Origin of the sequence: Pseudohaemophilus parahaemolyticus, assembly GCF_938021905.1 — a bacterium.
GTDB classification, from domain to species: Bacteria; Pseudomonadota; Gammaproteobacteria; order Enterobacterales; family Pasteurellaceae; genus Haemophilus_A; species Haemophilus_A parahaemolyticus_B.
On record NZ_CALIFA010000028.1, the window covers coordinates 44,172 to 66,776 of the forward strand.

The window sequence follows — 22,605 nt, forward strand, 5'->3', positions numbered from 1 at the left end:
GGATAAACATGTTTATGTGGGCGGATTTCTATCCGCCTACTTTTTCAAAATTTTTGTGGAGTTTTTATGATGAACAGACGCCATTTTATTCAAATTGGTGCGACCAGTATTCTTGCATTAAGTGCAAACCGTTTTGCGATGGCAAAAGGAAAGAGCGATGTTGATTTACGCATTGTGGCAACAACAGATGTTCATAGTTTCTTGACCGATTTTGACTATTATAAAGATGCACCAACCGATAAATTCGGTTTTACTCGTGCAGCAAGCCTTATTCGTCAAGCACGTGCTGAAGTAAAAAATAGTGTATTAGTAGATAATGGTGACCTAATTCAAGGTAACCCTATTGCAGACTATCAAGCTGCACAAGGCTATAAAGAGGGTAAATCTAACCCTGCGGTCGATTGTTTAAATGCGATGAATTATGAAGTGGGTACATTAGGTAACCACGAATTTAACTATGGTCTCAATTATCTTGCAGATGCCATCAAACAAGCTAAATTCCCGATTGTGAATGCTAACGTAGTAAAAGCAGGGACAGAAGAACCTTATTTCACACCTTATGTCATTCAAGAAAAATCTGTGGTGGATAATAATGGTAAAACACATAAATTAAAAATCGGTTATATAGGTTTTGTACCACCACAAATTATCGTTTGGGATAAAGCGAACCTTCAAGGTAAAGTGGAAACCCGTGATATTGTAAAAACAGCACAAAAATATGTCCCTGAAATGAAGAAAAAAGGGGCAGATATTATCGTTGCATTAGCTCACACAGGCCCGTCTGATGAACCATACAAAGAAGGGGCTGAAAACTCTGCATTCTATTTAGCCGATGTTCCACATATTGATGCAGTTATTTTTGGTCACTCACACCGTTTATTCCCAAATAAAGAATTTGCGAAATCACCAAATGCGGACATCGTAAATGGTACCGTAAAAGGCGTACCAGAAAGTATGGCAGGCTATTGGGCAAATAATATCAGTGTGGTAGATTTAGGCTTAACAGAACACAAAGGCAAATGGATTGTTACTTCAGGCAAAGCTGTGCTTCGCCCAATTTATGATGTAGAAACCAAAAAAGCACTTGCAAAAAATGATCCAGAAATCACCGCTCTTTTAGCACCAGTTCACGAGGCAACACGTAAGTTTGTGTCTCAACCTATCGGAAAAGCCACAGATAATATGTATAGCTACCTTGCATTAGTGCAAGATGATCCAACCATTCAAATTGTAAACCAGGCACAAAAAGCATACGTTGAAAAAGTGGCATCAAGTGTGGCAGAAATGGCTGGTTTGCCTATTTTAAGTGCAGGTGCTCCATTTAAAGCGGGTGGTCGTAAAAATGACCCAACGGGCTATACCGAAGTGAACAAAGGTGAATTAACTTTCCGTAATGCGGCAGACTTATATCTCTATCCAAATACATTAGTAGTTGTTAAAGCCACAGGCGAACAATTAAAAGAATGGTTAGAGTGCAGTGCAGGTATGTTTAAACAAATTGACCCTACCAGTGATAAACCACAATCATTAATCGACTGGGAAGGCTTCCGTACTTACAACTTTGATGTGATTGATGGTGTTAATTATGAATACGATCTAACCAAACCTGCTCGTTACGACGGCGAATGCAAACTTATCAACCCAGATTCGCATCGCGTAGTAAATTTAACTTACCAAGGCGAAGCAGTTGATCCTAAAGCAGAATTTTTAATTGCAACCAATAACTATCGTGCTTATGGCAATAAATTCCCAGGCACAGGTGATAAACATATTGTGTACGCTTCACCAGATGAAAGCCGTCAAATTTTGGCTGATTATATTAAAGCAACCAGTGAGAAAGAGGGTTCAGTCAATCCAAATGCGGATAAAAACTGGCGTTTTGTGCCTATCACAGGTAACGATAAATTAGATGTCCGTTTTGAAACATCGCCAAGCGAACAAGCAGCGAAATTTATCGCAGAAAAAGCACAATACCCGATGAAACAAGTGGGTACTGACGAAATCGGTTTTGCAGTGTATCAAATTGATTTATCTAAATAATAATTAGGAAAATAAAATGCCGTCTAAAAATTAAAATTTAGGCGGCATTTTTTCTTCCTAAAGAGCGGTCAAATTTTTAGAGGTTTTTACTTAGTTCGCAATCTATCTTCTTTATTTTATACTTTTCAACCCTTCTATTGCTTTACATTCCTCTTCATTATGTTCACTTTCGGTAACAATGGACTGTAAAAAAGCTTTAATTTCTAATAATTGAGATATTTTATTTTCCACTTGAATCAGTTGATTCAGTACTAATTGATCCGCCTGATAATGATCTTCCATACTGAATTTAATACGATTGAGTACCTTAATATTCTCTAAAGAGAAACCCAATGTCCGACATTTTTTGATAAAGTTTAATTGCTCTACGCTCTCTTCATCATAATATCGATAACCATTAACCAACCGCTTAGGTGGCTGCAATACTCCTTGCTTTTCATAGTATCGGATAGTTTCAATATTAGTATGTGTAGATTTACTTAATTCACTAATTTTCATTATTTCCTCAAGCAATTTTTTACTTTAATGAGAATGATCACCTAATAAGAAATGTGTATTTCTATCATACAATGATTTAACAGCTTGAAAAACTGTAGAAATACCGCTGTATAAGACAAAAAGACTTAAAATACCACTAGCGACTACATCAACCCACTGCCAATTTAACCACCAAGCACTTATTCCTGCAATAATAGCAACAACCGAACCAAATAAATCTACTAAAACATGCAAATATGCTGCACGAATATTCAAATTATGGCGATTACTTTTTAGCATTATAAAAGCTACCAACAAATTAATCCCAAACCCTAGTAAAGCTACACCTAACATTGGCAAAGCGTCTATTTCTATCGGAGCCTGCCAACGTGTTACAGCCTCGATAAAAATCCAAATAGCGACCCAAATTAATGAAATTCCATTGATTAAAGCTAACCATTTTTGCCATTTTAGACTTAAAAATAATCCAATCCATGCTAAAAAAATAGATAAACTATCATTTGCCATATGCCCGGCATCAGCCATCAAAGTAAGGCTGTTAAACCAATATCCCCCTAGAAATTCAACAACCATATAAAAGGTAATAATTGCAAAACTGATGCCTAATACCATTTTATTTTTAGAAATTTGACTATGAGGGCAAGATGCATGCTGCTGGTATTCTTTAGGAGTATAATTTTTTACTATAGAAACTTCTTTCATTTTATTTCCTTAACTATTTGATTTACTTTGCAAGAATCATAAAGTCTGTAGTAACTACAATGTCAAGTCATAAAACGTACATTTAATCGGGTGCCGACGTAGACTCAATACCCAAACCAATTCAACAATTTTGTTTTACCGATAAAGCCAGTTTTAGCTAAATTTAACTTTGTTTTTAAGTTGGCGTTGAAATCTCGCCAATTTGACGAATTACTTGCACAACTAAATACGAAAGATCGGGCGAAATTATTGAGTTTTGTTGAAGCTATGGTGGAATGGAAACAAGAAAAATAATTGAGCGGTAGTAGATTGATTTGTTGAGAGTTGTAAATAGATAAGAAAAACGGCACAAAAAGTGCCGTTTTTATTGTATTACTTCCGAATATCCACCGCAGGATCCGCATCTTTACGATACTTCTCTTTAATCTGTTTTTGTAAACCATAGTCGTCTTTATCCGCTTGGTTTGAAAACAGATCTTCCTCGCCAAGTTTTGGATTTTGAATCCCCACCCAATGGGCGATGCCTTCTAAGAAGTTCAATCCAGATTTGAACACTTTATATTCGTGGCGTTCAGTGTCATCAGACGAAATTTTAAATAGCGGAATATTATGGTGTAACTGGCTGTGACAGTTTTGGTTGAACAAAATCGCACCATCTTTTTCGTTCGTTTGATGACATAAACCGTGGTCAGAGAAATAGATCATCGAGAATGAACGGTGCGTTTTTTGTTCGTTCGTTTTCAATTGCTCATAGGTGCGTTTTAAGAAATCATCGGTTTTCTTAATTGATGATATGTAGCAATTGAGGTAATCATATTGTGGTTTGATTTCACCTTCTTTAAAGATTTTCGGATAATCTTCCACGCGGTCACAAGCTAATGGGTGTGAGCCGTAAAGGTGCAATATGATAAAGCGTTTGCCTTGTTCAGGGGCTTCTAACACTTGAGCGAATTTCGGCAAGAGGTCAAAGTCGCTGTAATTGGTAGAGTTAAAGCTACCACCATTTTTAAGAAAGCTTGTTTCGTCTGCTTTGGAGGCAAGCGAGGAAATTGGTGTGTCATATTCGCCTAAAAAGCCTTGATTGGAAATCCAATAGGTTTTTACGCCTGCGGATTTTACGAGGTCAAGCAAGCTCAAATCATAGTGTGGCTCCCAACTTTCTTTGTTTGGCAACGTAAGCATTAAACGCAATGACGCGATAGTGTTTGTTCCCGCGGAAGTCATTCCGTCAATCAACGTACCATTCGCATTCGACATAAAAGGAGTGTTTTCCACAGGGTAGCCATAGGCGTGATGGTAATCTTTGCGAGCACTTTCGCCTAATACAATCACATAATCATCATATTTCGAATTTTCGAGCGTTGAGCTGCCCCAATTGTTCGCTTTTGCCATCTCTTTAAGCGTGTGCATCTCTTTGGTAATTTTTACCGCAGAATCAACCGCTTGTTTAAGTGGTTCAGCAATGGGTAAATAATAAGCAAAGAGCAAACCCGAAAGAGCCACGAAGGTGCGATTGCGTTGGAATTGAATGCCTGTATTCAAACGGATTTTATATTGTAGCCAGATAAGCAACGGAATTACAAACGCAATGAGGTAGCTGCTGATTGGCATTTGCTGTAAGAACTCTTTAGTTTCAAGCAAATCCGTGGCAAAAATTGAGGCGATATACTGGTAACTTGGTGCCCCAAAATTTAAGCCTGTTGGCGTATAAATTGCGTGAATGATTGCTAGCGGAAGCAGTAAAAAATAGAAGCCTTTTTTGCTAGAGCTGAGGAAAATAATCAGTACGCTGGTCAGCAGAATTTGCCCGAAATCAGGTTCAGGGAACATTCCTGAGCCGATGAGGAGGAAATAGCTGCTGAGTAGAGTAATTGCAAGAATTAATATCAGTGCGGTAGGTTTAGAAAGATTAGTGAATTTCATAATACGAATAGATAAGAAAAACGTTTACTCTCTCCCCCCGTAGGAAGAGACAGGGAAAATTGCATTAAGCAATTTTGCCAAAGAGAAGCAAAAAAGCGGTCAAAAATGACCGCTTACTCCTTTCCCAAATTTCAATGCTCAACGCATCGAAATTATCCCTCTCCCACAAGGGGCGAGGGCAATCATTAAGCCGTTACTTTATTCTTATTCGTGGTAGCTTTCAATAGAATATAGCCCACAACTGCCGATAAATTTGTTCCAATTAAGATACCTAATTGAGCTAATGGGAGCATATTGTTGCTATTATTATCCGCACCGAAAGCTAAGCCTGCGATAAAAACAGACATCGTGAAGCCAATACCGCAAAGCACCGCAATCGCAAAAATCTGTTTGAAATTGACCCCTTGTGGTAAACCTGCAAGGCGAAGCAACACCGCAACATAGCTGAATAAGAATACACCAACTGGTTTACCAATGAACAAACCAAGTGCGATACCTAGTGGTACGGGTGAGGTTAATTTTTCTAAGCTCATACCATCAAATGAAACGCCTGCATTGGCAAATGCGAAGAGCGGTAGAATCACAAATGAACACCAAGGGGCTAAAATATGTTCTAAGTGGTAAAGAGGTGTTTCACCATTTTTACCTCGTAGAGGGATTGCAAAACCAATGATCACACCCGCTAATGTCGCATGTACGCCTGATTTCAGTACAGATGCCCATAAAATTAAGCCAACGATTAAGTAGTGAATCATACTCACTACTTTATAACGGTTCATCGTGAATAACGTAATAATCGCAAGACTCGCCACAATTAACGCAGGCATACTCATTTCGTGTGAGAAGAAAATAGCAATTACCACAATAGCACCAATATCATCAATAATGGCTAACGCAAGCAAGAACATTTTTAATGGTAATGGCACTTGCTTACTGAGTAATGCGACAATACCTAATGCAAAAGCAATATCCGTCGCCATTGGAATTGCCCAACCACGAACAAGTTCAGGATCATGATGATTGATAAAATAGTAAATCAACGCAGGCACAATCATTCCACCAAATGCGGCAAAAGCGGGAAGAGAAGCTTTACGCACGCTTGAAAGCGAGCCTTCAAACATTTCTCGTTTGACTTCAAGCCCTACCAACACGAAAAAGACCGCCATAAAGCCATCATTAATCCACATTAAAAGTGGTTTATCAATCGCAAAGGCTCCAACCTTCAACACCACTTGGGTTTGTAAAAAATCAAAATAGACAGATTGTACGCCTGTGTTGGCACAAATAATCGCTAATATAGCCGCAGTAAAAAGCAGAATACCGCCTGAAGATTCAAGTTTAAGGAAATTCTTAATTTGCCTAATCATCATTCACTCCTTATATTGGCAAAAAACATCGTAAAACAAAACTGCAACACAAACGGTAAAATTGACCGCTTGCACACTTAGTTCTATTATCTTATAACATTTTTTTATCATAAAAGAAAAGTTATTTTATCCATAATTTTGATAAAATATAGTCTATCGAAAATATCAAATTAAAAGAAATTTATTTATGTCAAATCACTGGCTTTATTGGGCACTCGCCTCGGCAGTTTTTGCCTCGCTCACCGCAATTTTTGCCAAAATAGGGTTGCAAGGCGTCAATTCCGATTTTGCAACTTTTATTCGCACCATCGTTATCATTCTTGCTCTTATTCTTTTTTTAACCTACACCAACAAATGGCAGCCACTTAGCTCGCTCAACGGTAAAAACTGGCTATTTTTAATCCTCTCAGGCTTAGCAACGGGAGCATCGTGGTTGGCTTATTTTAAAGCCTTACAAATGGGCAACGCCTCACAAGTCGCCCCGATCGATAAATTGAGCCTTGCACTGGTTGCTGTTTTTGCTTTTCTGTTTTTAGGCGAACGCCCAAGCCAACAAGAGTGGCTAGGCATCGGCTTAGTAGTTGCAGGCGTTTTAACACTTGCTTTCAAGCGGTAGAATTATGGGCAAGATTTGCAATATTGATGTGGTGTTCGCTCACAATGATGAATCTATTACCGAGCCATTTTCACCACCTGAACATTTAACCGAACGCCAACTAAAGCGTTGGAAAAGCCGACGAATAGCAAAATTCCTGCTGAAAACATTGCTCAAAAAGCACAATTTAAATCCAAATTTAGCCGAGCAAATTCAGAGAGCAAAAAATGGTCGCCCTTATTTCGCACAGCAAGAAATCGATTTTAACATCACGCATTCGGGCAATTATGTCGCCATTATTTTTGCAAAAACGGCAAGTGGAGAACGAAGCCCTGTAGTCGGTATTGATTTAGAACATCCGCAAAAAACTCGCCGTTTTGAACCGCTGATCCGCCACTATGCCGATGCTGTTGAAGCAGAACAGTTGCTTGACAAACCGCAGATTTTGACGAATTTAGCCGAACGCTTTTATTTAAGCTGGTGTTTGCGAGAAGCAGTGCTAAAATCGCAGGGCATAGGGATTATTAAGCTATCGGAAGTGAGCCACCGCCCTAATAAGAAAACGATTAAAAGCCAGCATTGCCCGCAAGGCATTTTGCATTTTTATCATCAATTCCCGTTTTTTCTTGCCTATTTCTTTGGAGTTCACAACAAATGCCAACTAGATTTATGGGAATGGAAAAAGGGCAGTTTGCAAAAAAACTGTGCATTTCAACCGCTTGTTTATTCAGTCAATGAAGGAATATCGTATGAGTAATATCTTACAATTTGGTCAAAAAGACCTCGAAATTATTAAAGAAGAGACTGTCTATAAAGGACATTTTGAGCTAAAGAAAATCCATTTTCGCCATAAACTTTTTTCAGGCAAATTCAGCGGCGAAGTGGTGCGTGAATTACTTGTTAAAGGCGAAGCAGCAGCACTGATTGCTTACGATCCAAAATTGGATAATGTGGTGTTGGTTGAGCAAGTTCGCATTGGTGCATATCACAAACATTCAGACCAAACCCCGTGGTTGCTCGAATTAGTGGCAGGCATGGTGGATAAAGGCGAAGAGAACCCAGCTGAAGTTGCCAAACGCGAAGCCTTTGAAGAAGCGGGGATTGAAGTCAAAGAGGTCGAACACGCCTTAAGCGTTTGGGACAGCCCAGGTGGACAATTCGAACGTTTGCATCTTTTCCTCGGTTTAATCGACAGTACCCAAGTCAGCAACGGTTCAATCCACGGTTTGGAAGCAGAAAACGAAGATATTTTAGTGCACGTCATCCCACGCCAACAAGCCTACCAATGGATTGTTGAGGGAAAAATTGATAATGTGATTGCCGTCATTGGCTTGCAGTGGTTAGAACTGAATTATAAGAGATATCAATAAAAAGCCTAAGGCGGTTAATAACCTTGCGAATCAAAATTCGGTAAAAATGCTTGCGTTTTTAACCGCTTGACTTCCGTTTCAATGCGTCCATCCTCAAATAAGGAAAGCTCTCGCCAACCTTGTGGGAGATTATCTAGGGTAAAATCATCACAATTTGGCTTAAATTGAATACAAGTAGAGGGCGTGGAAAGAATGCGAATGCCATTCCAAACATCATCCACTTCTTGATGAATATGCCCGTGCAAAATCGATTTCACGTTCGGATAAAGTGCCAAAATTTCTGCCAATGCATCGCGATTTTTAAGACTATGTTGATCCAGCCACGCTGAGTTAGTAAATAAAATATTGTGGTGCAAAACCACCAACGTAAAGCGTTCAGGATTTTCGCTCAACTTTTGGTTCAGCCACGCCAATTGCCCTTTAGATAAAAAACCACTCGGTGCAGAAGCCACTTGGCTATTGAGCATCAAAATCTGCCAATGATCGCCTGCAAAAATCTGTTTTTCGGGGCGAATATAATCAAACTTGCCTAACAACAAACTCATTTGTGGTTGCTGATCGTGATTGCCTTCCAACCAAAATACGGGCTTTGCAAGCGGTTGTATCATCTCGGCAAAATGCACATAGCCTTCAAATTGATGATCTTGAATTAAATCCCCCGTTGCTAAAATGGCATCAAAATCAACCGCTTGCGTTTGCATTTCCGCTTGGATTTCATCTAATACTGCTTGAAAACTCGCGTGTGTATTCACGCCAAGCAGATCTTTTGTATCATCCGAGAAAAGATGTGGGTCGGTTATTTGGAGTAATTTTATAACCGATGTCTTTGGCTCAAGTGGATAAAAAGTATTCATTTTATAATTCCCTAAATTGATGGCGATACTTTACTGATTTATGCAACGAAGATCAGCAACCAATTTTCAAAAATGAGAAGTATGTTGGATTTTTTTTTCATTTTGCAATGTGAACTATCTTCAAAAGTAAAGATTTGTTCGTTTTTTAGCCACTTAATCAATTGAGAATTATTTTTATTTAGGAATTGCTTGACCTCTTTAGTGATAATCATTATTATTTGTAAAAATTCCAAATAATAATAGGTAATCACTCCAACTCTTTGCGCCGTATTCCCCCACAAAATACGGCGTTTTTTTTCATTTTTTTTTCAAAGCCGTTATAATAGAACCATTTTTCAGCCTATTTTAAGGAACATTATGAGCCAATCAATCGAAACAATTCTTGCCGAGCTTAAGCGTGGTGTAGAAGATATTTACTCCGAAGCCGATTTAATCGAAAAGCTTAAAGAAAACCGTCCATTACGTGTAAAACTGGGTGCAGACCCAACAGCACCCGATATCCATTTAGGTCACACGGTGGTGTTAAATAAACTACGTCAATTCCAAAATTTCGGACACGAAGTCATCTTCTTAATTGGTGACTTTACCGCAACAGTGGGTGACCCATCAGGTAAAAATGCCACGCGTCCACCACTTTCTCGTGAAGATGTGTTACGCAACGCAGAAACCTATAAAGAGCAGATTTTCAAAATTTTAGATCCACAAAAAACGCGTATCGTATTTAACTCAGAATGGTTGGGCGAACTCGGCACGGTGGGTATGATTCGTTTAGCGTCAAACTACACAGTGGCTCGTATGCTTGAGCGTGATGACTTCAAAAAACGCTTTACAAACCAACAATCTATCGCGATCCACGAGTTCATTTACCCATTATTGCAAGGTCACGACTCGGTAGCATTAGAAGCCGATGTGGAACTCGGTGGTACAGACCAAACCTTTAACTTGTTGATCGGTCGTGAATTACAAAAATCAGCTGGTCAAAAACCGCAAGTTGCGATGACATTACCGCTTTTAGTCGGTTTAGACGGCGAGAAAAAAATGTCAAAATCACTTGGCAACTACATCGGTGTAACCGAAGCTCCAAGCGAGATGTTTGGCAAAATCATGTCAATTTCTGACGAGTTAATGTGGGATTGGTATAATTTACTCTCTTTCCGACCGCTTGTAGAAATCGCACAGTTAAAATCTGAAGTCGAAGCAGGCAAAAACCCGCGTGATGTGAAGATTCTACTTGCAAAAGAGATCATCGCACGCTTCCACAATGAAGATGCTGCAAACGCTGCAGAACAGGAGTTTATCAACCGCTTCCAAAAAGGAGCGATGCCAGATGAAATGCCTGAATTTACCTTTGAAGGCGAAATTGGTTTAGCAACCTTATTAAAAGAAGCGGGCTTAGTGCCATCAACCTCTGAAGCCATCCGCTCCGCTCAACAAGGTGGCGTAAAAATTGATGGCGAGAAAGTCGATGATGTTCGCCAAAACGCACAAAAAGGCACTTTTGTTTACCAAGTGGGTAAACGTAAATTTGCCCGTGTGACGGTGAAATAAGTTGACAGTTACGAATAAAGTTAAATCCATTCAATAAAAAGATTCGGTTTTGTGTTATGCAGAGCCGAATCTTTTTTGTTCGTAAAACTAAAAAATTTTTACCAATACTTTACATTGAGTATAAGAGTTATTATCATTTGTGTCATTTCCTATGCATCCTACTTTCTTATTCGGATATTTTAGTTTTTTATAATCTAATATTTCCTCACACGAAAACAATCACACTCATGAAACACATAGCATCTAAACTCGCCCTCGTACGGTGATCATAAAATTCAACTGAGCGTTTTAATTAGCATCATAGCTTGCAAGCGGCCAGCTTTTCTCAAATTTTGACCAAATTGGTTAAGGATAATCTATGAAATCTATAAAAATGAAACTTTCACCTTTACGCCTTGCTATGCTTGTAACATTAGTAAGCAATGCAATGGCAGAAGAGCAATCACTCGAACTTTCTCCAATTGTCGTAACCGCTTCAGGAGCTGTACAAGAATTGCGTGATGCACCTGCAAGCATTAGTGTAATCAGCCAAGCACAGCTAAAAAAACACCCTGCTAATCGTTTAGAAAATGCACTCCAAGATATTCCAGGGGTAAATGTAAGTGGCAGTAATGCGAATAAATCAGACATTTCTATTCGTGGTCTACCTGCCGATTACACTTTAATTATGGTGGATGGACACCGCCAAAATACGCGAGAATCTCGTCCAAATGGTAATGGTGGATTTGAAGGAGCATTCATTCCGCCTGTGAGTGCAATTGAACGTATTGAGGTCGTGCGTGGACCAATGTCTTCGCTTTATGGTTCTGATGCAATGGGTGGTGTCGTCAATATCATTACTAAAAATACGACAAAAGAATGGACTGGCTCATTTTCTAGTGGTTTTACCGTTCACGATAAATCTGAATTTGGTGATGGCTATCACGGAGATTTCTTTGTTTCAGGTCCGCTAATTAGCAATGTATTAGGGTTGCAAGTTTATGGTGGTGGTAACTATCGTCAAGAAGATCGCCTGATTGGAGCATCAAACAAAAATAAAGATGGCAACCTTAACGCCAAATTAACCTTTACCCCTGTGGATAAACAAACCTTTATCTTTGAAGCAGGTCGTCATCGCCTATCTAAAGATGAAACCCCAGGAAAAACCATTGATTTAACCACAACACGTGGGGCTTCAGTAACAAAAAACAGCCCAAGCACTACCCGTGCAACCCGCAACCATTGGTCTTTCACTCACCAAGCAGATTGGGATTTTATGACCTCAGAACTTAGCTTCTCACAAGAAGTGGCTAAACGTGAGGTGATGGTGAATGATGTGATGAACAGCCGTAAGCCAGAAATCAAAAACAATGTATTTGATGCGAAATTTATGTTGCCACTTTCTAACCATTTCTTCGTCTTTGGTGGACAAGTACAACAAGCAAAATTACAAGATGATTCTGTGACAAAAGTGCAAACGAGAACATTACCAAATGGCAAAAAGGCATCAAAAGTGATGTTTGAAAACAGCAAAAATAGCATCAAGCAATCGGCATTCTTCTTAGAAGATCGCATTGATATTGGTGAACATCTTTTGCTTACTCTCGGCTCTCGCTTTGAAAACCACGAAAAATATGGCACACATTGGACGCCTAGAGCTTATGCGATCTACCACTTCAATGATAACTTTACCTTTAAAGCTGGGGTAGCTAAAGCCTTTAAAGCACCAAGCATTCGTGAAATCAGTGAAAGCTATGTAACCTCTACCGAAGCTGGTGCAGGTGTCATTTATGGGAATAAGAATCTCAAACCTGAAACGAGTGTAAACCAAGAGGTTGCTTTCGCTTACAGCAATAATAACGGCTATAGTTCAAGCATTACCTTGTTTAATACTGATTTCAGAAATAAATTAACTAGCCACTACACTGGTAAGGCTGATCCTGTAACAGGGGCTAAATTGTATGAATATGCCAATGTAGGACGTGCAAATGTGAAAGGGGTAGAAATTGCTGCCCATATTCCTTTCAACGAACATTGGAATGCGGATTTAAGCTATACTTACCAACACTCTAAACGCCAATCTGATGAAGATGTCTCTGCCTCTAAAGTTAGTTTGCGCGGTTTACCGTTGGATAACACACCAAAACATTCCGCGAGTGCGAAGCTAAATTGGGACATGAGCGATGCGTTCACAGCCTATACTCGTGTGGCATATAAAGGCAAACAAATTTGGGCAAATCCACGTAATGGCGATAATAAAAATCCATTCCGTACCCGCAAGGCTTATACTACTGTTGATTTAGGTGCAACTTACCAATTTAACCCGAATGTTGCTCTTACTATGGCAGTGTTAAATATCGGCAATCACATTGGAGAGCGTGTGAACACCAATGGGGGCAGCTGGACAGTAGAAGATGGACGCCGTTTATGGACTAACCTTAACGTCACCTTTTAATCAGTTGGGAATTAGCAACATTTAGGCTTTCTAAATGTTGCTGAGCATTTTATGTCGCGATATTTTCTTTACTTTTGGTTGGGCTTGTTATTAATAGCAAAAAGCTATGCCGAGCCTGATTTCACCATTGCAAAACTTAGCTCTAAAATGACCGCTTATTATCATATCCACCAACAAGATATGCACTTTGAAAATAAGGCTTATCGCTTATTTATTGCCGAGCCGAAGCAGCAATCTAAGCCTTTACCCGTGCTTTACCTGCTTGATGGCAATGCACATTTTCCATTGGCGGTAAATGCGGTAAATCCTGATTTACCGCTTCCGCTGATTGTGGGCATCGGCTATGTTTCCGATAATGCTTATTCAATTAATGAACGTCGCAGAGATTACACTTTCTCGGTTCAAGACGAAACCTTCAAAAATGGCGGCGGTGCTGCCGATTTTCTACGTTTTATTCAAACCGAAGTAAAGCCTTATATTGAACAACATTATCGTATTCATAACAAAAAACAGCACTTCTTTGGGCACTCTTTTGGCGGACTTTTTGGGCTTTATATTCTATTCCATCAACCTCATTTATTTCAGTATTACACTCTTGCCAGCCCATCGCTTTGGTGGGGAAAGGGTGAATTTTTACCTAAAAAGAGTGATTGGATTGCACATAAGCCTGAGCATATTTTAATTACTCTTGGTGAGTATGAAGAGTTTCCAGAAAAAGATCCGCAAATAACACCTGAACAGAAACAACGCATTCAGCAGCGCCAACAAATACGCCCATTTAATGCAAAGCAGTTGAGCGAAAAATTAAAATCACAGGGCAATAATACTCACTTTCTTTGGATTTTAAATAAAAATCATGGGAACTCGATACCCGAAGCAATAAAATATAGTGTAGAGCTCATTCAGAAATGAAAAAGGCTAGAACCTTATATGTTGAGGTTTTAGCCTATATTCAGAGGAATCTTGCTTATTGTATGGAGAATTTCTATCCTAAGAAAATCCCCAAACTAAACAGTAAATTGGTGATTAACGCTAAGCCTGCCATCTGCCCTAAAATTGGGCGAAGCTCAATCGGATCTTGATGGCGATAAACAAATAAGCCATGTTTGACTAAAAGTGGTACGGCAAGCAAGAAGAAGTAGTTATACCAATGCTCGAAATTGAGAATCGCAAAAATCAGGTAAGAAACGACCGATAGTGCTAATAGAATCGCGTGGTAAATACGTCCGTTTTTCGAGCCAATGCGTACGATAAGGGTGTTTTTCCCCGCTTTACGGTCTTGGTTAATATCACGGAGATTATTGATATTAAGCACGGCAACCGAAAGCAAACCACAACCAAAGGCAGGGATAAAAATCATTAGTGGCAAGCTGTGAGCTTGCAAATAGAACACACCAATTACCGCCACAAAACCAAAGAAAATCAGCACGAATAAATCGCCTAAACCTAAATAGCCATAGGCTTTCTTGCCGACGGTATAGGTAATCGCGGCAACAATGGAGATCACGCCTAAGCCTAAGAAGACCAACAGATCTTCAATTCCTTCATAAGCGTAGAAACTTAGTGCTGCCCCCGAAATAAAAGAAAGTGCACTTAATATAATCACTGCCATTTTCAGCTGTTCGCCCGTAATTGCCCCGTGCTGGATCGCACGCAGTGGACCAATTCGCTCAGCGGTATCGGAGCCTTTTACGTGGTCGCCGTAGTCATTCGCAAAATTAGAAAGTACTTGCAATAAAATGGTGGTAATAAAGGCAAGTTGGGTGGTGATTAAATCAAATTTACCTGCCCAATAAGCGAGTGCTGAGCCGATAATAATAGAAGCCAAGGCAAGCGGTAAAGTTTTCGGGCGAGCCGTGCTAAACCAGATGGCAAAGGTGGAATTTTTGTTCATTTTAGAGGTTTCGTTTAGAATAGAGAAAAGAAAAACGTAGTTTAGCAAAAAAGAGAAATAATGTGTAATCCAATCAGTTTAAGACCAGTAGCGGTGGTTGAAAGCCCCTATGATGAGAAATTTTCCGTGCCACGCCAATCGAATTTGGTGCAAGAGGGCAAAGGCGTTTTACGTCTACTTCCGCCTTACAACACGCCCGATGCGGTGCGAGGCATTGAGCAATTTAGCCATTTATGGCTGATTTTTCAATTTCACCAGATCCCTGAACGTGAATGGCATGCGACCGTTCGCCCGCCGCGTTTGGGCGGCAATGAGCGTGTGGGCGTGTTTGCTTCTCGTGCCACGCATCGCCCGAATCCTATTGGATTATCGAAAGTAAAATTAGAACGAGTTGAATGCAAAAATGGCGAAGTATTGTTGCATTTAGGCAGCGTTGATTTAGTAAACGGTACACCCATATTTGACATCAAACCCTATATTCATTACGCCGACAGCGAGCCTGAAGCCATCTCTGGCTTTGCCCAAGAAAAACCGCAAGCTAAGTTAAATGTGATATTTCTGCCCGAAGCGGAACAAGCGGTTAAAAAAGCGAAAAATTTTGCAAAGTTTGGCATAAATCAACCGCTTGATTTTGTTCGTGATGTGATTGCTCAAGATCCGCGTCCTGCCTATCAACAAGGGAAAAAATTAGATCGGATTTATGGGATGAATTTGGCGGGCTATAACGTGCGATGGAAAATTGATGAGCAAGATTTGACAAAGGCGGTAGTGATCGCACTTGATAATACCAAGTTTACGTAATTTTTCCGTGTATTTTGCCCCAAATAGGGCTATTATAAGAATAACTATTCTCAAAAGAAGGAACGCCCTATGAACATTCCATTCTGCTTACCTGAAAACATCACACCGCAAGACTTTTTGCAAAATTATTGGCAAAAACGACCGCTTTTAATCCGCAACGGTTTACCGCAAATTGTCGATTTGTTCGAACCAAATGATATTTTGGAATTAGCTTTGGAAGAAGAGATTACCGCTCGCCTAATTCAATGCCGAAATGAACAATGGTCGGTGAAAAATAGCCCGTTTGAAGAGGCGGATTTACAAAACTTGCCTGAGCAATGGTCGGTGATGGTGCAAAATTTAGAGCAATGGTCTCCAGAGTTGGGCGAATTATGGCAAGCGTTTGGCTATATTCCGCAATGGCAACGCGATGATATTATGGTTTCTTGCTCGCCAGCAGGCGGCACGGTGGGCAAACATTATGATGAATATGATGTATTCCTTGTGCAAGGCTATGGCGAACGCCGTTGGCAAGTAGGCAAGTGGTGCGATCCTTCTACTGAATTTAAACCAAACCAACCAATCCGTATTTTTGATGATATGGGCGATCTGGTGATTGATGAAGTGATGCAGCCGGGCGACGTGCTTTATGTGCCTTCGCGTATGGCACATTATGGTGTGTCAGAAAGCGATAGCCTGACTTTCTCATTCGGTTTACGTTATCCGAACGCGGCAGATTTACTCTGCAAATTCACTGAAACTTTGGACAAAGAGCACGATTTATTGCCAACCTCTGAATTTAATATTCCGTTCCGTTTGTCGCCAAATGAGCAACCAAATGCGTTGTTAGATCCAAAAATGGTGGCAAACTTCAAACGCCAGTTAATCAACTTATTGCAAGATTCTGAACAATTTGATGCTATTTTTGCCCATGCAGTGGCTTCTGCGGTGAGCTCAAGACGCTACGAACAACTTACCGAAGAGGGTGAAAATTATCCAGATGAGGTGCAAGAAGTGCTTGAAGCAGGCGGCTGGTTGCAACAAGATGCAAATGTGAAAATGCTTTATACCGAGAATCCTCAACGTATTTATGTCAACGGTGAATGGATTGATGAGCTAAATGAAGCGGAAACCAATTTGTTAATCCGCATTGCAAACGGTGATTCAATTTCGTGGAATAAATTGGCTTCTCGCGTGAAAGATCAGGCAGAATTAGAGTTATTGCTTGATACGATTTGCGATTGGTTAGATATGGGTTGGTTGATTTTGAACGAGGCGGAATAGCTTAATTTCTTCGTTAATCAATTCTGCCAAATTTCCCCTCCCCCTCTTTGCTAAAGAGGGATTTTCTTTCATCAACCAATTGCAAAAAATGCAATATAAAATATCAATAATATCAATTTACGCAACAAAAGGATTGCACTATACTGTTTCCAACTTAAACAAACCCATTTCAAAGAAGGAATGCAAACATGGCCCATAACTATTTCAACACATTAAATTTACGTCAAAAATTAGACCAATTGGGTCGCTGCCGTTTTATGGATCGCAGCGAATTCGCAGACGGTTGCGAAGTATTAAAAGGTAAAAAAATCGTGATCGTGGGTTGCGGTGCACAAGGTTTAAACCAAGGTTTAAATATGCGTGATTCTGGCTTATATATCTCTTACGCATTACGTGCTGAAGCGATTGCAGAAAAACGTGCATCATTCCAACGTGCAACAGAAAACGGCTTTAAAGTTGGCACTTACGAAGAGTTAATTCCAACCGCAGATTTAGTGATCAACTTAACGCCAGACAAACAACACTCTAAAGTGGTGGCTGACGTTGTGCCTTTAATGAAACAAGGTGCAGCATTCGGTTATTCACACGGTTTCAACATTGTTGAAGTGGGCGAAGAGATCCGTAAAGACATCACTGTGGTGATGGTAGCACCAAAATGTCCAGGTACAGAAGTGCGTGAAGAGTACAAACGTGGTTTCGGTGTACCAACATTAATCGCAGTTCACCCTGAAAACGACCCTCAAGGCGAAGGCTTAGCGATCGCAAAAGCGTGGGCATCAGCAACAGGCGGTGACCGTGCGGGCGTGTTAGAGTCTTCATTCGTCGCAGAAGTAAAATCTGACTTAATGGGTGAGCAAACTATCCTTTGTGGTATGTTACAAGCAGGTTCAATCGTGTGCTACGACAAATTAGTGGCAGACGGTAAAGACCCTGCATACGCAGGTAAATTAATCCAATACGGTTGGGAAACCATCACGGAAGCGTTAAAACAAGGTGGTATCACATTAATGATGGATCGCTTATCAAACAGCGCGAAAATCCGTGCGTTTGAATTAGCTGAAGAGATCAAAGAGCAATTAAACTTCTTATACTTAAAACATATGGACGACATCATCAGCGGTCACTTCTCTGCAACGATGATGGCAGACTGGGCGAACAGCGACAAAGATTTATTCGCGTGGCGTGAAGCAACAGGCAAAACAGCGTTCGAAAATGCACCAAAAGCAGATGGTATCAAAATTTCTGAACAAGAATACTTTGATAACGGCGTAGTAATGGTTGCAATGGTGAAAGCAGGCGTTGAAATGGCGTTTGATGCAATGGTGGCAAGCGGTATCTACGAAGAATCTGCATACTATGAGTCACTACACGAATTACCACTTATCGCAAACACCATCGCACGTAAACGTTTATACGAAATGAACGTGGTTATTTCAGACACAGCAGAATACGGTAACTACTTATTCGCGAACGTGGCAACTCCAATCTTGGCAGAGAAATTAATCCCGATGTTACAAAAAGGTGACTTAGGTGAGCCAACACCAGCGGTTGAAATCGACAATGTTTACTTACGCGACATCAACAACGCAATTCGTAACCACCCAGTAGAATTAATCGGTGAAGAATTACGTGGTTATATGACAGATATGAAACGTATCGCAGTAGCTGGCTAATCAGAACTGTAAAATAAACTAGAAAAAACACCGCTTGTGGTTTGCAAGCGGTGTTTTTGTTTATGCAGATTGCGATTGATGATTGCGGATAAAGCTAAAGAAAATAACGCAAACAAAGAAATAAAATATCGAACCTGAATTATGCGCTAAAAATGATTGGCTCGTAAAATAGAACAGATGAGATAAAATATGTGTAATCCCTGAAATTGCAGTACATTTTATTTCTAAATTTTGGTTTTTTAGATTTCTAATAAAATAAACTAAAGGTGTTAATGTAATTAGCATCAATCCAATAAAACCAATCAGACCGCGTTTTACCCAAGATTCTAAATACTGATTATGAAGGCTATTAAATTGCAACGTAGTTTTTGCCATCTGATTCGATTTAATTTGCTGATCTTTAAATGCCTCATATCCTTTACTTCCATGACCAAATAAAGGAGCTTGTTTAATCGCAATCAAGGCGTTTTCCCACATATCGAATCGAGCACCTAATGAGGTATTCTTATTATTTTTTTCAAGGTAAAGCGTAATATCTGATTTTGCAGCATTATAACGTTTCTCAATACCAAATTTAGGATTGGTGATGAGTGTTGTAATGCCAATACCTATAACCGCAATCAATAAGAAAATCAATTTTTTGCTAATATATTGGCGATAAAGGAACAAAATCGTTAGTAGAACAATGGGTAACCCTACCCACCCACCACGAGCACCCGATAATGCGCTGGTACTCATCGCTAACATTACCCCGATAAAACTAAATAATGCAGATTTATATTCTCTCTTTACCGTAAAATAAATGGCAATCACAAGGCTAAATGTTGCAAGTGAAATTGCAATATTTCCAACTTGAATATGCATAATTTCAGGAAATGGCTTATCGTATCCTAGCTGAAACTTCTGAAATAACGCAACCAAGCCAGTAATTATTGCACCAGCTGGAATTGAATATAAAATCATTTTTATTTTTATTGAAAATTGATTAAACAAAAGTAACAATGGAATAAATAATAAAATTCGGCTTGGATTATCTATTTCTCTAAAACTATCTTTGTTGATAATAATAGAAAGCAGAAAGGTAATGAAATAGAATAAAAAAGAGAAAATAAGCCATTTATCTTCTTTTGCCAATTGCCATTTTTGCTTAAATTTTAAAAAATATACGAGAGAATAAATAATACTAATAGCACCTAATGCCATCGGTACATAGCTATAACCTTTTTTGAGCACTAAAACGGTTGCAAAAAATAAAGCAACAAGTAGATTAAGCATCAAAGTAAAGTGTTTAGCCTGAATAAAGTTTGAACGAATCAACATAAAAATTCCTTAAATGAAAAATCAAACGCATTTTACCCGAAATCAGGATGCAAAAGTAGAACGTTTTTGTAACGCTTGATGAAATCAATGTTTAGTGAGAACTAACTTAGTGCAAATTTTGTATAACGGATAACCTACAAAGAACCTAAATCATCTCTTTACTTCCTTTCTAACCTGCGTTAAAATTGGATACCTTTTTTAGTTCTATGCCGCCAAAAATGTGTGCGGTTTAATTTAATCATATTTTTCTGAGGTGATGGCATATGCCAGTAATTAAAGTTCGTGAAAATGAATCATTTGACGTTGCATTACGTCGTTTCAAACGCTCTTGCGAAAAAGCAGGTTTATTAGCAGAAGTTCGTGCTCGTGAATTCTACGAAAAACCAACAACAATTCGTAAACGTGAGAAAGCGTCTTTAGCAAAACGTCACGCTAAACGTAATGCTCGTGAAAACGCACGTAACACTCGTTTATACTAATTCATTCGCTTTTTAAGCACTGAATCTTTACTAAAACCGTGAAACCGCAAGGAATCACGGTTTTAGTTTATCTATTCCACTCTTTTAGCAATGGAGGACCAATGAAAGGCACTATTCCACGTTCGTTTATTGATGATCTCATTGCTCGCACTGATATTGTTGATCTGATCAATAAACGCGTTAAGCTCAAAAAAGCAGGGCGAGATTATCAAGCCTGTTGCCCATTTCATCACGAAAAAACACCTTCTTTTTCCGTCAGCCAATCCAAACAGTTCTATCACTGCTTCGGCTGTGGGGCACACGGCAATGTGATTAGCTTTTTGATGGAATATGACAAGCTCGAATTTCCTGAAGCAATTGAAGAACTTGCGGCAATGCAAGGGCTAGAAGTCCCACGAGAGAATGTACGCCAATCGGGCAACTTTCGCCCTATTAGTTATAAAACGAAACGTGATCTTTACGGTTTACTTGAAGAAATCACCCACTTCTATCAACACAATTTACAACACGATATCCCAAGCCAAAGTTACTTGCAAGGTCGTGGCTTATCGTCCGAAATCGTCGCTAAATTTGAGCTTGGTTTTGCACCAAATAGCTATGATGCTGTGCTCAAACGCTTTGGCGTGAACCCTGAAGACACTCAGAAATTACGCGATACTGGGATGCTTTCCGAAAATGAAAGCGGTCGAATTTATGATAAGTTTCGCAATCGAGTGATGTTCCCGATTAGGGATAAACGTGGTCGCGTGATTGCCTTTGGCGGGCGTGTAATGGGTGATGAACGCCCGAAATACCTCAACTCACCCGAATCTGCCACTTACCACAAAGGTAACGAACTTTACGGCTTATACCAGGCTCTACAAGCTAATGAAAATCCTGAATATTTGTTTGTGGTGGAAGGCTATATGGATGTGGTAGCTCTCGCTCAATTTGGTGTATTAAATGCGGTCGCCTCACTTGGCACGGCAACTACAGGCGAACAAATCCAACAGATGTTCCGTGTAACAGAGCAGATTGTCTGTTGCTACGATGGTGACCGTGCAGGACGTGATGCAGCTTGGCGTGCCTTTGAGAATGCCTTACCATATTTGTATGATGGTCGTCAGCTCAAGTTTATCTTTTTGCCAGATGGTGAAGACCCCGATACTTTCGTACGAAGCCAAGGCAAAGAGGGTTTTGAACAATATTTGGCGGAACATTCCAAATCACTAAGCGATTTTCTGTTTGATAGCTTACTGATGCAAGTTGATTTATCTAGCCCAGAAGGAAAATCTAAACTTGCCTCGCTTGCCATTCCGCTCATTAATCGCATTCCAGGCGAAATGTTGCGGGTTTACCTTCGTAATATCTTAGGGCAAAAATTAGGCATTTTAGACCCCGCTCAGCTCGAAACGATGTTGCCAAATCGCCAACAAAAAGAGGTCGCTAAACCACAAGTAAACCAAATTAAACGCACACCAATGCGCTTGTTAATTGCCCTGTTACTACAAAATCCAGCGTTAGCAAAACACGTGCCAGACCTCACACCGTTAAGCGAATTGAACGAACCTGGCTTTGCCTTATTCTGTGAATTAGCCCAAGTTTGCCAAGCTAATATCGGCATTTCAATGGGGGCTTTGCTAGAACATTGGCGGGACAGCGAACAATTCCGCACGCTTGAGTTGCTGGCGAGTTGGGAGCATATGGTCGCTCCAGAAAACCTAGAAAAAGAGTTTATCGAAACCCTCAGTTTTCTCTACGATAAATTGGTTGAAAAACGAGTAGAGATGTTGATCGCCAAAGAGCGAACTTCAGGTTTAAGTACGGAAGAAAAACAAGAGTTGGTTTTATTACTTTCACAGTAA

At 39.8% G+C, this 22,605-nt stretch carries 19 protein-coding genes; 12 read left to right on the top strand and 7 right to left on the bottom strand.

The features are described from left to right. Positions 1-66 precede the first annotated feature (66 nt). Positions 67-2,040, top strand: a complete 1,974-nt coding sequence (cpdB, locus tag QMF79_RS02145) for a 2',3'-cyclic-nucleotide 2'-phosphodiesterase (protein ID WP_281772580.1) — start codon at positions 67-69, stop codon at positions 2,038-2,040. A gap of 111 nt (positions 2,041-2,151) precedes the next feature. On the opposite strand, the gene QMF79_RS02150 is transcribed toward cpdB, so the two are convergent. The 4 genes from QMF79_RS02150 to nhaA all read right to left on the bottom strand — a co-directional run bounded on the left by QMF79_RS02150 (position 2,152) and on the right by nhaA (position 6,530). After that, on the bottom strand, positions 2,152-2,538 hold the full coding sequence (locus QMF79_RS02150) for a MerR family transcriptional regulator (protein ID WP_040218097.1): 387 nt from the start codon (positions 2,536-2,538) through the stop codon (positions 2,152-2,154). A 24-nt stretch (positions 2,539-2,562) separates the two neighbouring features. Next, complete coding sequence (locus QMF79_RS02155; RefSeq protein WP_005707220.1) at positions 2,563-3,240, bottom strand: cation diffusion facilitator family transporter; 678 nt, start codon at positions 3,238-3,240, stop codon at positions 2,563-2,565. A gap of 372 nt (positions 3,241-3,612) precedes the next feature. Beyond that, positions 3,613-5,163, bottom strand: a complete 1,551-nt coding sequence (locus QMF79_RS02160) for a phosphoethanolamine transferase (RefSeq protein WP_281772581.1) — start codon at positions 5,161-5,163, stop codon at positions 3,613-3,615. A gap of 185 nt (positions 5,164-5,348) precedes the next feature. Continuing rightward, entirely contained in the window at positions 5,349-6,530 is a 1,182-nt protein-coding gene (gene nhaA, locus QMF79_RS02165; RefSeq protein WP_281772616.1) for a Na+/H+ antiporter NhaA, read from the bottom strand. A 187-nt stretch (positions 6,531-6,717) separates the two neighbouring features. Here nhaA and QMF79_RS02170 point away from each other — a divergent pair, with 187 nt between their 5' ends. The 3 genes from QMF79_RS02170 to nudF are packed head-to-tail and all read left to right on the top strand — an operon-like array spanning position 6,718 to position 8,495. Next, a complete protein-coding gene (locus tag QMF79_RS02170) occupies positions 6,718-7,146 on the top strand; it encodes an EamA family transporter (protein ID WP_111354067.1) in 429 nt (142 codons plus the stop codon). 4 nt (positions 7,147-7,150) lie between these two features. Beyond that, positions 7,151-7,882 (top strand): 4'-phosphopantetheinyl transferase family protein, encoded by a 732-nt coding sequence (locus QMF79_RS02175; protein WP_281772582.1) that lies wholly within the window; start codon positions 7,151-7,153, stop codon positions 7,880-7,882. Beyond that, complete coding sequence (nudF, locus tag QMF79_RS02180; RefSeq protein WP_281772583.1) at positions 7,875-8,495, top strand: ADP-ribose diphosphatase; 621 nt, start codon at positions 7,875-7,877, stop codon at positions 8,493-8,495. The genes QMF79_RS02175 and nudF overlap by 8 nt, the downstream gene beginning before the upstream one ends. A 14-nt stretch (positions 8,496-8,509) precedes the next feature. Here the strand turns inward: nudF and cpdA are convergent, their stop codons facing one another. Continuing rightward, positions 8,510-9,349 (bottom strand): 3',5'-cyclic-AMP phosphodiesterase, encoded by an 840-nt coding sequence (cpdA, locus tag QMF79_RS02185; protein WP_281772584.1) that lies wholly within the window; start codon positions 9,347-9,349, stop codon positions 8,510-8,512. A 357-nt stretch (positions 9,350-9,706) separates the two neighbouring features. Between cpdA and tyrS the strand changes: the two genes are divergently transcribed. The 3 genes from tyrS to QMF79_RS02200 all read left to right on the top strand — a co-directional run bounded on the left by tyrS (position 9,707) and on the right by QMF79_RS02200 (position 14,243). Next, on the top strand, positions 9,707-10,897 hold the full coding sequence (tyrS, locus tag QMF79_RS02190) for a tyrosine--tRNA ligase (RefSeq protein ID WP_281772585.1): 1,191 nt from the start codon (positions 9,707-9,709) through the stop codon (positions 10,895-10,897). A 358-nt stretch (positions 10,898-11,255) separates the two neighbouring features. Continuing rightward, on the top strand, positions 11,256-13,331 hold the full coding sequence (locus QMF79_RS02195) for a TonB-dependent receptor domain-containing protein (protein ID WP_281772586.1): 2,076 nt from the start codon (positions 11,256-11,258) through the stop codon (positions 13,329-13,331). 51 nt (positions 13,332-13,382) lie between these two features. Continuing rightward, on the top strand, positions 13,383-14,243 hold the full coding sequence (locus QMF79_RS02200) for an alpha/beta hydrolase (RefSeq protein WP_281772587.1): 861 nt from the start codon (positions 13,383-13,385) through the stop codon (positions 14,241-14,243). Between the two features lie 73 nt (positions 14,244-14,316). On the opposite strand, the gene QMF79_RS02205 is transcribed toward QMF79_RS02200, so the two are convergent. Next, positions 14,317-15,225, bottom strand: coding sequence for a 1,4-dihydroxy-2-naphthoate polyprenyltransferase (locus QMF79_RS02205; protein WP_281772588.1), 909 nt, complete (start codon positions 15,223-15,225; stop codon positions 14,317-14,319). Positions 15,226-15,285: 60 nt separating this feature from the next. Here QMF79_RS02205 and tsaA point away from each other — a divergent pair, with 60 nt between their 5' ends. The 3 genes from tsaA to ilvC all read left to right on the top strand — a co-directional run bounded on the left by tsaA (position 15,286) and on the right by ilvC (position 18,962). Continuing rightward, on the top strand, positions 15,286-16,026 hold the full coding sequence (gene tsaA, locus QMF79_RS02210) for a tRNA (N6-threonylcarbamoyladenosine(37)-N6)-methyltransferase TrmO (RefSeq protein ID WP_281772589.1): 741 nt from the start codon (positions 15,286-15,288) through the stop codon (positions 16,024-16,026). A gap of 69 nt (positions 16,027-16,095) precedes the next feature. Beyond that, entirely contained in the window at positions 16,096-17,289 is a 1,194-nt protein-coding gene (locus QMF79_RS02215) for a cupin domain-containing protein (protein ID WP_281772590.1), read from the top strand. Positions 17,290-17,477: 188 nt separating this feature from the next. Further along, the gene (ilvC, locus tag QMF79_RS02220; protein ID WP_281772591.1) at positions 17,478-18,962 is read left to right on the top strand and encodes a ketol-acid reductoisomerase; all 1,485 of its coding nucleotides are present in this window, start codon (positions 17,478-17,480) and stop codon (positions 18,960-18,962) included. Positions 18,963-19,022: 60 nt separating this feature from the next. Here the strand turns inward: ilvC and QMF79_RS02225 are convergent, their stop codons facing one another. Then, on the bottom strand, positions 19,023-20,282 hold the full coding sequence (locus QMF79_RS02225) for an O-antigen ligase family protein (RefSeq protein ID WP_281772592.1): 1,260 nt from the start codon (positions 20,280-20,282) through the stop codon (positions 19,023-19,025). Positions 20,283-20,545: 263 nt separating this feature from the next. Between QMF79_RS02225 and rpsU the strand changes: the two genes are divergently transcribed. Both rpsU and dnaG read left to right on the top strand, forming a co-directional pair. Next, positions 20,546-20,761, top strand: a complete 216-nt coding sequence (rpsU, locus tag QMF79_RS02230; protein ID WP_005598703.1) for a 30S ribosomal protein S21 — start codon at positions 20,546-20,548, stop codon at positions 20,759-20,761. 101 nt (positions 20,762-20,862) lie between these two features. After that, entirely contained in the window at positions 20,863-22,605 is a 1,743-nt protein-coding gene (gene dnaG / locus QMF79_RS02235; RefSeq protein WP_281772593.1) for a DNA primase, read from the top strand.

Excerpts from the sequence above, each read along its gene's own strand:
- tsaA (WP_281772589.1), top strand. The coding sequence starts at position 15,286 with ATGTGTAATCCAATCAGTTTAAGACCAGTAGCGGTGGTTGAAAGCCCC.
- QMF79_RS02175 (WP_281772582.1), top strand. The coding sequence starts at position 7,151 with ATGGGCAAGATTTGCAATATTGATGTGGTGTTCGCTCACAATGATGAA.
- QMF79_RS02150 (WP_040218097.1), bottom strand. The coding sequence starts at position 2,538 with ATGAAAATTAGTGAATTAAGTAAATCTACACATACTAATATTGAAACT.
- QMF79_RS02170 (WP_111354067.1), top strand. The coding sequence starts at position 6,718 with ATGTCAAATCACTGGCTTTATTGGGCACTCGCCTCGGCAGTTTTTGCC.
- QMF79_RS02205 (WP_281772588.1), bottom strand. The coding sequence starts at position 15,225 with ATGAACAAAAATTCCACCTTTGCCATCTGGTTTAGCACGGCTCGCCCG.
- cpdB (WP_281772580.1), top strand. The coding sequence starts at position 67 with ATGATGAACAGACGCCATTTTATTCAAATTGGTGCGACCAGTATTCTT.
- QMF79_RS02225 (WP_281772592.1), bottom strand. The coding sequence starts at position 20,282 with ATGTTGATTCGTTCAAACTTTATTCAGGCTAAACACTTTACTTTGATG.
- QMF79_RS02200 (WP_281772587.1), top strand. The coding sequence starts at position 13,383 with ATGTCGCGATATTTTCTTTACTTTTGGTTGGGCTTGTTATTAATAGCA.
- QMF79_RS02155 (WP_005707220.1), bottom strand. The coding sequence starts at position 3,240 with ATGAAAGAAGTTTCTATAGTAAAAAATTATACTCCTAAAGAATACCAG.
- nudF (WP_281772583.1), top strand. The coding sequence starts at position 7,875 with ATGAGTAATATCTTACAATTTGGTCAAAAAGACCTCGAAATTATTAAA.
- tyrS (WP_281772585.1), top strand. The coding sequence starts at position 9,707 with ATGAGCCAATCAATCGAAACAATTCTTGCCGAGCTTAAGCGTGGTGTA.
- QMF79_RS02160 (WP_281772581.1), bottom strand. The coding sequence starts at position 5,163 with ATGAAATTCACTAATCTTTCTAAACCTACCGCACTGATATTAATTCTT.
- QMF79_RS02215 (WP_281772590.1), top strand. The coding sequence starts at position 16,096 with ATGAACATTCCATTCTGCTTACCTGAAAACATCACACCGCAAGACTTT.
- ilvC (WP_281772591.1), top strand. The coding sequence starts at position 17,478 with ATGGCCCATAACTATTTCAACACATTAAATTTACGTCAAAAATTAGAC.
- QMF79_RS02195 (WP_281772586.1), top strand. The coding sequence starts at position 11,256 with ATGAAATCTATAAAAATGAAACTTTCACCTTTACGCCTTGCTATGCTT.
- cpdA (WP_281772584.1), bottom strand. The coding sequence starts at position 9,349 with ATGAATACTTTTTATCCACTTGAGCCAAAGACATCGGTTATAAAATTA.
- rpsU (WP_005598703.1), top strand. The coding sequence starts at position 20,546 with ATGCCAGTAATTAAAGTTCGTGAAAATGAATCATTTGACGTTGCATTA.
- nhaA (WP_281772616.1), bottom strand. The coding sequence starts at position 6,530 with ATGATTAGGCAAATTAAGAATTTCCTTAAACTTGAATCTTCAGGCGGT.
- dnaG (WP_281772593.1), top strand. The coding sequence starts at position 20,863 with ATGAAAGGCACTATTCCACGTTCGTTTATTGATGATCTCATTGCTCGC.